10 protein-coding genes, 1 tRNA gene and 1 pseudogene are annotated in these 11,156 nt (G+C 52.3%); 10 read left to right on the plus strand and 2 right to left on the minus strand.

What is annotated here, in order from left to right:
• Window positions 1-48 precede the first annotated feature (48 nt).
• The 4 genes from ACF8YQ_RS14725 (at window position 49) to ACF8YQ_RS14740 (ending at window position 3,870) form a co-directional block, all read left to right on the plus strand.
• Window positions 49-2,274: an AsmA family protein gene (locus ACF8YQ_RS14725; RefSeq protein WP_396621841.1), complete on the plus strand. Its 2,226-nt coding sequence runs from the start codon at window positions 49-51 to the stop codon at window positions 2,272-2,274.
• Window positions 2,274-3,338 (plus strand): A/G-specific adenine glycosylase, encoded by a 1,065-nt coding sequence (gene mutY / locus ACF8YQ_RS14730; RefSeq protein ID WP_224851478.1) that lies wholly within the window; start codon window positions 2,274-2,276, stop codon window positions 3,336-3,338. The genes ACF8YQ_RS14725 and mutY overlap by 1 nt, the downstream gene beginning before the upstream one ends.
• A 64-nt stretch (window positions 3,339-3,402) precedes the next feature.
• On the plus strand, window positions 3,403-3,675 hold the full coding sequence (locus ACF8YQ_RS14735; protein WP_014422534.1) for an oxidative damage protection protein: 273 nt from the start codon (window positions 3,403-3,405) through the stop codon (window positions 3,673-3,675).
• Window positions 3,676-3,794: 119 nt separating this feature from the next.
• Window positions 3,795-3,870 (plus strand) — tRNA-Phe (locus tag ACF8YQ_RS14740).
• A gap of 804 nt (window positions 3,871-4,674) precedes the next feature.
• Here the strand turns inward: ACF8YQ_RS14740 and ACF8YQ_RS14745 are convergent.
• Window positions 4,675-4,989, minus strand: a pseudogene (locus tag ACF8YQ_RS14745) (GFA family protein); the annotation flags it as partial.
• 293 nt (window positions 4,990-5,282) lie between these two features.
• On the opposite strand from ACF8YQ_RS14745, the gene ACF8YQ_RS14750 reads away from it, so the two are divergent.
• The 6 genes from ACF8YQ_RS14750 (at window position 5,283) to ACF8YQ_RS14775 (ending at window position 10,008) form a co-directional block, all read left to right on the plus strand.
• Window positions 5,283-5,624, plus strand: coding sequence for a hypothetical protein (locus tag ACF8YQ_RS14750; protein WP_224851479.1), 342 nt, complete (start codon window positions 5,283-5,285; stop codon window positions 5,622-5,624).
• The gene (locus ACF8YQ_RS14755) at window positions 5,625-6,023 is read left to right on the plus strand and encodes a Phenylacetic acid catabolic protein (protein ID WP_396621842.1); all 399 of its coding nucleotides are present in this window, start codon (window positions 5,625-5,627) and stop codon (window positions 6,021-6,023) included. It begins immediately after the preceding gene.
• Window positions 6,020-7,144, plus strand: a complete 1,125-nt coding sequence (locus tag ACF8YQ_RS14760; RefSeq protein ID WP_226610424.1) for a radical SAM protein — start codon at window positions 6,020-6,022, stop codon at window positions 7,142-7,144. The genes ACF8YQ_RS14755 and ACF8YQ_RS14760 overlap by 4 nt, the downstream gene beginning before the upstream one ends.
• A gap of 122 nt (window positions 7,145-7,266) precedes the next feature.
• Window positions 7,267-8,502 carry a PLP-dependent aminotransferase family protein gene (locus ACF8YQ_RS14765; protein ID WP_224851482.1) on the plus strand — a complete coding sequence of 412 codons (1,236 nt, stop codon included), beginning with the start codon at window positions 7,267-7,269 and terminating at the stop codon, window positions 8,500-8,502.
• Window positions 8,503-8,534: 32 nt separating this feature from the next.
• Window positions 8,535-9,458, plus strand: a complete 924-nt coding sequence (locus tag ACF8YQ_RS14770; RefSeq protein WP_224851483.1) for a helix-turn-helix domain-containing protein — start codon at window positions 8,535-8,537, stop codon at window positions 9,456-9,458.
• A gap of 136 nt (window positions 9,459-9,594) precedes the next feature.
• Window positions 9,595-10,008, plus strand: coding sequence for a hypothetical protein (locus tag ACF8YQ_RS14775; RefSeq protein WP_224851484.1), 414 nt, complete (start codon window positions 9,595-9,597; stop codon window positions 10,006-10,008).
• A gap of 28 nt (window positions 10,009-10,036) precedes the next feature.
• On the opposite strand, the gene ACF8YQ_RS14780 is transcribed toward ACF8YQ_RS14775, so the two are convergent.
• Window positions 10,037-11,155 (minus strand): ABC transporter permease, encoded by a 1,119-nt coding sequence (locus ACF8YQ_RS14780; RefSeq protein ID WP_206853159.1) that lies wholly within the window; start codon window positions 11,153-11,155, stop codon window positions 10,037-10,039.
• Window position 11,156 lies beyond the last annotated feature (1 nt).

Consider the following 11,156-nt stretch of genomic DNA (forward strand, 5'->3'; position numbering starts at 1 on the left):
CAATAAAACGCCGGCTACCAGCCTGCCGACAGGAAAAGGAACCCAGCCATGAAAGTTATCCGCTATGCGATCTACGCCGTTATTGCGCTGCTGTTACTGGCAGTGGCCGCCGTCGCCATTGCGGTTGCGGTGATCAACCCCAACGATTACAAACCCCAGATTGAAGCGGCTGTTGAGAAGCAGACCAATCTGGACCTGATGCTGGAGGGCGACATCGGCTGGTCTTTCATCCCCCTGGGCCTGGAGCTGAATCAGGTTGAGGCCAACCTGGACGGCGAACGGTTCGTCGCACTGGAGCAACTGATTGCCCAGATTGATTTCTGGTCTCTGATTGCCATGTCTCCGCAGGTAAACACCTTCCTGCTGAATGGCCTGGATGCCCACCTGGAACTTAACGAGCAGGGCGAAGGCAACTGGACCCGGATAATGCGGGAGCAAACCGCCACCGCAGAGGCCGGCACCGATGCTGCCGAACAACAACCCACCCAGGAAACCGCCGAGCCGGAGTCACAATCCGCCAGCGGCGAGGCTCTCAACTTTAATGTTGAGAACGTTGAAATCAGTAACGCCAGCGTTCACTACAACGATCTGAGCACTGGTCAGTCCGTTACGCTGGAGGACTTCACGGTGACCGCCAGTGATATCACCCTCGGTTCCGAATTCCCCCTGGATATCCGCTTCCGTGTTGAGACCAGCCAGCCGCAGTTTGCGGTTGACGGAAGCATAAACGCCCGCATCCAGGCAAACCAGGCGCTCAACGAATTTGCGGTATCTGGCCTGAACGCGGTATTTGATATGTCGGGCGAGCCGTTTGGTGGCGAATCGGTGACCGCAGAACTGGCCGGCTCCCTGGCCGCCAACCTGGAAAACGAAACCGCGTCCCTGAGCGACTTCTCCGCCAGCCTGGCCAATCTCAGCCTCAATACCAACCTGAATGTAAAAGGCTTTGGCGACAAACCGGCTCTGGACGGTCGCATTGAGATTTCCGAGTTTTCCCTGAAGGAGCTTCTCAACAATCTGGGACAACCCGCCATTGAAACCACGGATCCTGAAGTACTGAAAGCGATCGCGCTATCGACCAACCTGGGTGGCGAGCCCGGCGTTGTCGCGCTGTCTGATCTAGTGATCAACCTGGACGATACCCGCTTCAACGGTGGCGGCAGCTATAACCTCGCCTCAGGTGGGCTGGTGTTCGACCTTGAAGGTGACAAGCTGAACGCTGATCGTTACCTGCCACCCTCGGCCGAAGGCGATTCGCAAGGAGCAGGCAACGGCGAAACACAGACCGACAGCAACACTCAAACAGCTGGGGCATCACAGCCTGAAACCGACCTGCTGCCACTGGAGACCCTGCGCACCCTGCTGCTGGACATTGATTTCGGCCTGGGCGAGCTGATTGTCAGCAACCTCACCATCAACGACATCGCCGCCAGCACCACCGCCAAAGATGGACTGCTGCAAGTGGACGAATTCAGCGGCAAGCTCTATTACGGCAGCTTTGGCGCCAACGCCACCATCGACGCCCGTACCGACAACCCGAAATGGCGCATCCGCTCGGACGTGACCAACGTACAGACCCTGCCGTTGTTAACCGATCTGGCCGAGGTAGACATGCTCTCTGGTGGTGCCAATCTGAAAGTGGCTGTCGATACCACTGGCAACCGGATTTCTGCCCTGCGTGAAAACGCCAACGGCGAGATCAGCTTTAACCTGGCCGAAGGCGAGTTCCGCCAGATGAACCTGACCCGTATGGCCTGCCAGGGTATCGCCCTCGCCAACCAGGAATCCCTGACGACCACTGACTGGGGCACGACTACCCCGTTCAACGACATGCGGGGCACACTAAAAATCGACGGTAACACCCTGAACAACACCGACCTGGTCGCTGCGCTTGCCGGTATGCGACTGGAGGGCAACGGCACCGTAGATCTTGAGCAAACCGACCTGGACTACGAACTCGGCCTGCGCATTGTTGGTGAAATTCACCGGGACGAAGCCTGTCGCGTGACCGAGTATGTGGAAAACGTAGTCATTCCGGTGGAATGCCGGGGCAACTTCGCCGAAGACCCGGCCGGCTTGTGTTCATTTGATGGCTCCCGCTTCCGGGACACCCTGAAAGACATTGCGGCCAACGCTGCCAAGGCAAAAGCCCGCGAAGAAGTGGACCGCGCCAAAGAAAAAGCAGAAGAGAAGGTGCAGGAAAAACTGAAAGAAAAGCTGGGCGAGGATACTGGAGAGAAGGTGAAGGACGCCCTGAAGGGACTGTTCAACTGATGCCGGACCGTTTTGCCGACAAACTGCTTCGCTGGTACGACCAACACGGCAGGCACGACCTGCCGTGGCATCACAACCGAAACGCTTACCGGGTGTGGGTGTCGGAGATCATGCTCCAGCAGACCCAGGTAACCACGGTAATTCCCTACTTTGAAGCCTTCATGGCCCGATTTCCCGATGTGCACGCCCTCGCCTCGGCGCCGGTCGATGATGTGCTCGGTCATTGGTCCGGCCTGGGCTATTACGCCCGGGCACGCAATCTGCACAAGGCCGCAAAACAGGTAGTGGATGAGTTCGGCGGCGAATTCCCGGCCGACCAGCAACAACTCGAAAGCCTCACAGGGATTGGCCGCTCTACCGCCGCCGCCATTGTCGCCCAGGCCTTTGAAAAACGCGCAACCATTCTGGATGGCAACGTGAAACGCGTGCTGGCTCGCTACCATGCCGTTCCCGGATGGCCGGGGCAGACTGCCGTGCTGAACCAGCTCTGGGAGCACGCGGAGAGCCACACGCCGGAAGCCCGGATCAAAGACTACACCCAGGCGATCATGGACCTGGGCGCCATGGTGTGTACCCGCAGCAAACCCGGGTGTGAAGCCTGCCCCGTGAACGATGGCTGCCTGGCCTACGCCCGTGACGAGATTCGCCTGTACCCCGGTTCAAAGCCCAAGAAGGAAAAACCGGAAAAAACCACCTGGATGCTGATCCTGGAAGACGCAGAGGGCCGAATTTTACTGGAACGCCGGCCACCCAGTGGCATCTGGGGCGGCCTGTGGAGCCTGCCCGAACTTGACCCGGCCTATGGCGCAGATGAACTGCAGGACGCCTGTGCCAGGGAGCTGGGGCTGAACTGCCACAGCCCGGAACCCATCAGCGGTTTTCGCCACACCTTCAGCCATTATCATCTGCACATCCAACCGGTACGCCTGCCCGTGGCCGGCAACACCCACGTTCGCGATTCCGACCGCTTGCGCTGGCTGCACCGGGATGAAGCCCTCAACCTGGGACTGCCTGCCCCGATCCGAACCCTGCTGACGGAACCCGAGCAAGCCACCCTGCTGTAACCAAGCCAAGGTGCCGGATGGTCTGTTATCATGCCGGCATACTGACCTCAGCACAGGAGCCGACATGAGCCGCACTGTATTCTGCCGCAAGTACCAGAAAGAACTGGAAGGCCTGGCCATGCCCCCGATGCCCGGCCCCAAAGGCCAGGATATCTACGAGAACGTATCCAAACTGGCCTGGGAAGAATGGCAGAACCAGCAGACCATGCTGATCAACGAAAAACACCTGAACCTGATGGACGTGAACAACCGGAAATACCTGCAGGCGCAGATGGACCGGTTCTTCAACAACGAGCCGTTCGACCAGGCCGAAGGCTATGTACCGCCTGAAAAATAGGACGATTGATCAAGGCCTGAACAACCGGCAAAAACTTCCGAAAATTTTTGCCGGCCGGCCTTGACTCCCAAACCCTAAACCGGTTTAATAGCGCCCCGTTGCAGCACACAGCTCAACACGCCCGGATAGCTCAGTTGGTAGAGCAGGGGATTGAAAATCCCCGTGTCGGTGGTTCGATTCCGCCTCCGGGCACCATTTCCTCCCTCCCCAGAAATGCGTAACCCACTGTTTTAAAAGACTAATGATCGATTAAGATCAACCAATGTCGTGTACGGAACGTACAAATGTAACCCATTGATTTTCCTAAATCGGGAAAATCTGGTAAAACTCGTCACGACACAATCACGACTCGCCCCACCCTTTCCTAATATCTCCCAGGCCGTAATTTATGGGCGTAAGCCCCTTTCCGCTGGCCTGCGCATTTGGTTTTCTAATGTGAGGAGATATTCAGTGGCAAGTTTCAAAAAAACCACTACCGGTTGGCGAGCCGATGTTTTCAAGAAAGGAGTCCGCAGATCGAAAACCTTTCGATCTAAACGAGACGCTATAGCCTGGTCGAACCAGGTCGAGTACGAAATCGAAAGTGGCCATCACACTCCAGGTGCCGCACCCGCAAATGCCAGAATGCACGACGTGCTTAAACGTTATCGAGATGACATCTCTCCAAAGAAACGTGGGGCCCGTTGGGAAATCACCAGACTCAACCAGATGATGCGGGATCCACTTCTTGCAGATGTGAGGCTTGTGGATGTTGGGCCGCGGCATTTTTCGGCATGGCGGGACGCACGAATGAAAAAAGTCTCTGGCTCCACTGTCAATCGAGAGTTCAACTTGTTGACGCATGCCTGCAAGCTGGCTTGGCGCGAATGGCAGTGGCTGACAGAACACCCCATGGCCGGAGTCTCAAGGCCGCCGGAAAATAAGCCTCGTGACAGGGTGATCGCTTCAACAGAAATTGAAGCCTACCTTAAGGCCAGTGGTTTCAGCTTCAGCTCCCTCTGGCCTCAATTCAGGGTCAACGTCCAAAGTAGCTACCCGAACAATTACGTGTGGCTGCGCAGGCCTCTCGGCGACCAAATGAGAACCACAGCGTTTGCAAAAATGGCGCGATTTGCCAGGAGATGATTCGAACGTAGAAATAGAATTTATGCCGCTGAGCCAACGGAAGTTCTCGCGCTTTACTCCCGCAGTGGCGGCAAATGAGGCCGCATGGGCTTTACGACAAGTCTGACAATGACAATGCACAATCGGCATATCCACAGAGTCGATCTCGTAACTTATCTCGCCACACAAACAGCTTCCCTTCAGCCCCATAGGGGATCTCCTTCTGTACATTGAACGCTTGGCTTTGCGGCGTGCCGGAGCGCCAGCGGTGGGAACCGATGCGGTTAGCGTTTGGTGTGGACTTCCCCCAATAAATTGGACGCGTCCCATCGGCTAAAGCGGTTGGTAACATGGTTAAATGCCATACCGCTTCTATCACGCCAGCGGCCAACAAGGAGCAAAGTAACACAAATTTCGCAATCTGAACCAAGACAAGCACTTTCATCCGGCCCTACCATTTATAACACCGCGAAATAGTTACCAAAGACTCAAGGAGAGAACCGATGACAGAGACGGTAGAAGTTGGGCGCCATGAAGTAAGTACTCCGGATGAATTCTTCAAAATGCCTGAAGAGTATCGATCACTTGCGAGCCACCTGATGCTGGTACATGCGGAAGGTGAACTGACCGGAGCCGACGATTACACACAGGTTTTCTATAAGATGGCGCCCAACGCATATGAAAAACTAATTTGTTGCGAGCGGGCCGCTGAGGAAATACAGCACTTCGAGCTAACAGCAAAAGTTCTCTCCGACATAAATATTGATACCCATCACATGCTTTCTCAGCACTTCACGGAGAGACCTTACTACTCAAATGAGCTTGTTACGGGCGTCAGAAACTAGATGGAGCGCGGTATTTTCTCTTTCCTGGGAGAATCCGTGGTTCTAGAACACCTTCTTGAGTTTAAGGACTGCAGCTATAAGCCATTTGCGAAAATATTCGAAGATCAAATCATTCGGGATGAACATGTGCATGTTGCCCATGGATTCAGAATCATTCGTGAAGCCAGCTCAAATGACGAAAGCCGTGCACAGGCACAACAGGCACTCGATAGGCTGTGGCCTCATATATTAGGTCTTTTCGGACATGAGAAATCCCAACGTTCGCGGGCATATGTAAAGTGGGGTTTTAGAAAAACCCTCAACGGAGAACTGAGAGAAAATTTCAAGAAGAAAACGATCCCGAAACTCGCGGCCGTTGGTCTCACAGTGCCTCATCATGGGACAGGAGTTAGCGCATGAACTACACAGCCGATCACTACCGCACGAGGGCCACCGGAAAAGCGCTTGAATTACTCGCTAATCAAGAAGATTGGATTACTCGTTTCGAGTTAGTAAAGGGCTTCTCATCAAGCATCCGATCATCAGAATACCATCTCACCAATGCCTGTAACATTCGATGTAAAGGCTGCTGGTTCTTCGAATATGGTCACGATAAAGGCGCGAGGGAGAAGACAGACATAGCTGACTGGCGAGATTTCATAAAGCGGGAAAGTGAAAGAGGTGTGAACTCGGCACTCCTGATTGGTGGTGAGCCTACTCTTTTCGAAGAGAGAATAGCTGAATTTGCAATACACATGGACACTCTGGCTATCTCGACCAATGGGTTAATAAAGCTGCCATTCAGCGCCCCCTTCACCAATGCCACTGTGTTCATTTCACTATTTGGCGGAGGACCGCTTGATGATGATCTCAGAGCTATAAAGCCTAATGGCAAGGCATTCACGGGTCTTTTCGATTCAGCGCTTGCCAACTACAGAAACGACCCGAGGGCTACTTTCGTATATGCAGTTACCGAAGATGGGATTGAATATATTGAGGATACCGTTAAGAAGATCAGAGATAACGGAAATCGTCTGACATTCAATTTCTATAGCAAATACGACAGCAATCATCCTTTAAAACTTGATAATGAGCGACGATTGCTTGAGCTCCTAAGCAATCTGAAAGCCAAATATCCTAAAACGATCACCAACCACCCGGAGCATATCAAAGCAATAGTAACGGGCAACTCCTGGCTGGGAACGTTTAGCTACGAAGTATGCCCAAGCATAAGCAGCGATCACCCGGATAACGTTTCACGCAAATCAAACGGAAACCCCATACTTCCGGGCTTTAACACTTACAAACCAGACCTGGAAACTCTTGAGGTTTGTTGCACTTCCGGCCACTGTAGCGATTGCCGCGACAGTCAGGCAGTCTATAGCTGGCTTCTTACTGGCCTGAAAGCATCTCTAGGGAGTGAAGAATCACTAAAAACCTGGATAGAAGTAGCCGAGGCATATTGGAGCCAGTTCATCTGGTCACCGTATTGCCAGGTCACAGACACCAGCATCAACAATCGCCTAATTGCTACCAGTTAATTTTACGCTCCGAAGGGGGCCCTGTAGAGCACCTAGCAGGGCTGTCGGCCAGGTATTATCTTAGCCGCTCAAGGGTTACCTACACACCAGAAGATGCTTCTGGAAAAACACATGGATCTGAAATGAGCCGTCGATCATCAAGCTCCTCCGAGAGCATTCTTTCTCGTCGAATGCAGACAATGAGCAGTTCCGCGATAAGGGATCTGCTCAGGCATTCCAAAATCCCTGGTATGATCTCACTGGCGGGAGGAATACCCGCACCAGATCTCATAGATACCGAAGGGCTTGAAGCGGCCACTTTCCGAGCTGTTGAAAGTGCAAGAAATGCCACCTATCAATATGGACTGACCGAAGGAGAATTGTTCTTAAGGGAAGAAATTGCCTCCCGCATGGTAGCGCAGGGAATCAGCGCGGAACCCGACCATATTCTAGTTACAAGCGGTTCGCAGCAGGCGCTCGACATTGTAGCCAGAGCCTTTCTTGATGAGGGTGATAGTGTGTTGGTTGAAGAGCCAACCTATCTGGCCGCATTACAGGTTTTCAATATGGCAGGAGCGAAGACATTAGTATTCCAAGGTGATCAGTACGGCATTGATTTCACACGATTGGAATCATTGGTTGCCAATAACCGTATTAAGCTGATGTACCTTGTTCCCAACTTCAGTAATCCAACCGGCACAACCCTGCGACTTCCCGAAAGGACAAAACTTGTTGAGTTTGCTATCCGTCATGACATTATGATCGTTGAAGACGACCCATACGGAGATCTTCGATACGACGGAGAGCATGTTGCGTCACTCTTTGAAATAGCCGAACAGTCATTTAACTCGAAAAACCGGGTTATCTACATTTCGTCTTTTTCAAAAACTGTCGCCCCCGGATTACGCTTGGGTTGGTGTATTCCCCCGGAGAGCTATTTTCACTCGCTATGCCGTGCCAAGCAATCTATGGACCTTCACAGTAGTACGCTTTCGCAATACATTGCAGGTTATTACCTGAAAAGCGGCCGTCTTGATGGCCGGCTTCAACTTCTTAAAAAGGCCTACAAATGCCGGCGTGATGCGCTGATAAAAGCTATTTCTGAACATTTGCCAAACACCCTGGAACTCAACGTGCCCGACGGTGGAATGTTTCTTTGGGGGCGATTTGTAAGCGGGCTGGACGCATCACTCGTTCTTCAGCAAGCTCTCAGCCAGAGCGTGATGTTCGTTCCGGGGAAATATTTTTATAGTGAAACACCTGACTTAAGTTCGATTCGCCTTTCGTTCTCAACGATCACTCCGTCCCTGGCGGACGAAGCTGTTAAGCGGCTTGCGATTGCGATCCAGCGGACGGAACAACGCGAAACTCAGGACTAGCGCAAACACCGACCATTTTAAACGGAATTTTTATGGGCCTGAAACAATTTAACTTCCAACATGAAGACGATCGACAGCAGCTTCTCGCCGACAACGATGGCAGGGGAAGTCGTGAGTTTGGATGGCAGAGTGTCTTTTTCGAGCGAGTAGAAAAAGATCATTTTGAAACCATCGAACATGCTTTGACCGGTCATTACTTAATGGTAAAGCTCAATTCGGCCTCTCAGGCTAACCGACGCGTAGATGGTACCGTCCGAAAAGAATCGCAAAACAGGGGCTCTGCAGTGTATCTGCCCCACAACTGCCCCCACCAGGTCAGTTATACATCGCCATTGGGTAAGCTGCTGTTGATGACCATCCCAGAGAAACTTGTTTCAAGCGTGGCGGAAGAAATGGGCGTTAGCCGCTTCCACGGTCATCCTCTGTTTTTCAAACAAAACAGCTTGCTTCTGGAAACCGCTCTGGCAATCGACAATGAAATCCGAGACGGCAACCCGCATGGTCCAATGTTTGCCGAATTTTATGGTAAAGCGTTAGCGGCTCAGATCATCTGCGAAAACACAAGGAGAGTGAGAACCGATAACACCACCCGGTCAACCCTGACAACCAGACAAGTTCGCTGGATCGATGAATATATCGAATCGAATCTTTCCTATCGAATTTTTGTAGATGACTTAGCTCGGCAAGTAGCTTTAAGTCCTTTTTATTTTTGTCGTGTATTCAAATCCGCAACCGGCGACTCCCCTCACGCTTATATATTAAGAAAGCGAATAGAATATGCTAGTCAGTTACTCCAGAGCAACGAATACCCCATTTTAGAAATTGCACTTTCTTCAGGCTTTTCAGACGCCTCCAACTTTTCAAAACAATTCAAGAAGTTTACCGGACAAACCCCATCACACTATCGTAGAGAATTTGAGAAATTTAATGGTATCCACAGGAGAGTGACGCCATGAGCAGGGGACCATGCCATGAAACGCCCCTCATACCGAAATTCATATTACAGTTCCATCCGGAATCGAGCAGATCAGAATGGCAAATTCAGGCCGATGATCTATGCTTGAGTCTAAACATCTGAAAAGGTATAAAAAGGTGAGAAAACTTATTAGATTCAGTGTAGTGACCGCTGTTATTTCATTCTCGGGTATCGCTGCGGGTCAAGATATTCTTGATGGGGAACAGATTCGTGATGCGCTGATAGGTAATACTCTGCAAGCCGACTATCGAGAAGATGGCAAGCTCCGACACACCTTCTATGAATACTTTTCTGAAGACGGAAAAATCTACGGCCAAGACAAGCGAGCCGAGCAGGCATCCGGCTATACCCGTTACATAGGAACCTGGGAGGTGAAAGACGGGGAGTTCTGTACCAGCATCGGCTATGGCCACCGAGGCGGCTGTAGCGTCTTCGAGCAGGTCGACCAGGACACATATGTGAGAAAGTTCGACGGCGTCGAAATTGATCGCGTTAAAATTTACGAAGGACGCCACCATCCTAACATGTGATACAGAAGGGGCAGCCAGGAAAGTGCGTTCACACAGACATATGACGCCGGAACAACACCAGAGCTGCCCCGAAAAACACCGCTCCGATGGCAGTCAGAGCCAAAAACTGAGGCCACACCACATCAAGACCGGCACCGCGATACAGAATCCCCTGAGCCAGGCTCACAAAGTGAGTCGTCGGTGCCAGCAGCATGATTTCCTGAACGAGGTCCGGCATGCTCTCCCGCGGTGTAATCCCGCCAGATAGCAGCTGTAGCGGCAGTATGATCAGTATCAGCAAGAGACCGAACTGAGGCATGGTTCGGGCCACGGTGCCAACCAGAATGCCAATGGCGGTCGTGGAGAACAGGTGAATCAAGGCCCCGAAGAGGAAAAGTAAAACAGATCCAGCAACGGGCACCTGAAGCCAACCCTGAATAACCACAGTCACCGATAGCGTGGCCGCAATCATTACCACCAACGCATTGGCCCAGACTTTGGCCGCCATGATCTCGTAGGAGCGCAACGGCATCACCATCAGGTGCTCGATGGTGCCGTGCTCCCGTTCCCTGATCAGGGCGGCACCGGTCAGAATAATGCTGATCAGGGTAATTTCGGTAATCAGCTCCATCACTCCCCCGAACCAGGAACCCTCAAGGTTGGGGTTAAAGCTTACCCGATTCACCAGGTTAACCGGGAGCTCCGTTGAGCCACTGCCAGGCTCAATGAATTCCGCAACTTCGGTCATTACAAACGATTGAATGTAATTGGCCCCGATAAACGCCTGGGTCATTCGGGTTGCGTCGATATTCAGCTGCACACTGACAACGTGACCTTTTCGCACATCCCGCTCAAAGCCTTCAGGTATAACCAGAACGAAGGTATGTGATCCCCGGTCGAGCATGGTATCAATCTGGTCGTATCGGATCAGATCTGGCTTGAGAAACCATGGCTGCTGGAAAGACTGAATAATCCGCCCTGACAGTATGGTCTGATCCTCATCTACCACGGCCACGGGGGCATTGTTCAATTCCATGGATCCGGCCGAGCCCGCCGTATAGATAATCAGAGTGAATGCCAGCAGAACAAACACCATCAGCACTTTATCGCCCAAAAGGCTGCGCAACTCCTTGAGGCCAAGATTCCAGATATTCGCCAGTGACTTCACC

Origin of the sequence: Marinobacter sp. W-8, from assembly GCF_044342215.1 — a bacterium.
In the GTDB taxonomy this organism is placed as follows: Bacteria; Pseudomonadota; Gammaproteobacteria; order Pseudomonadales; family Oleiphilaceae; genus Marinobacter; species Marinobacter nauticus.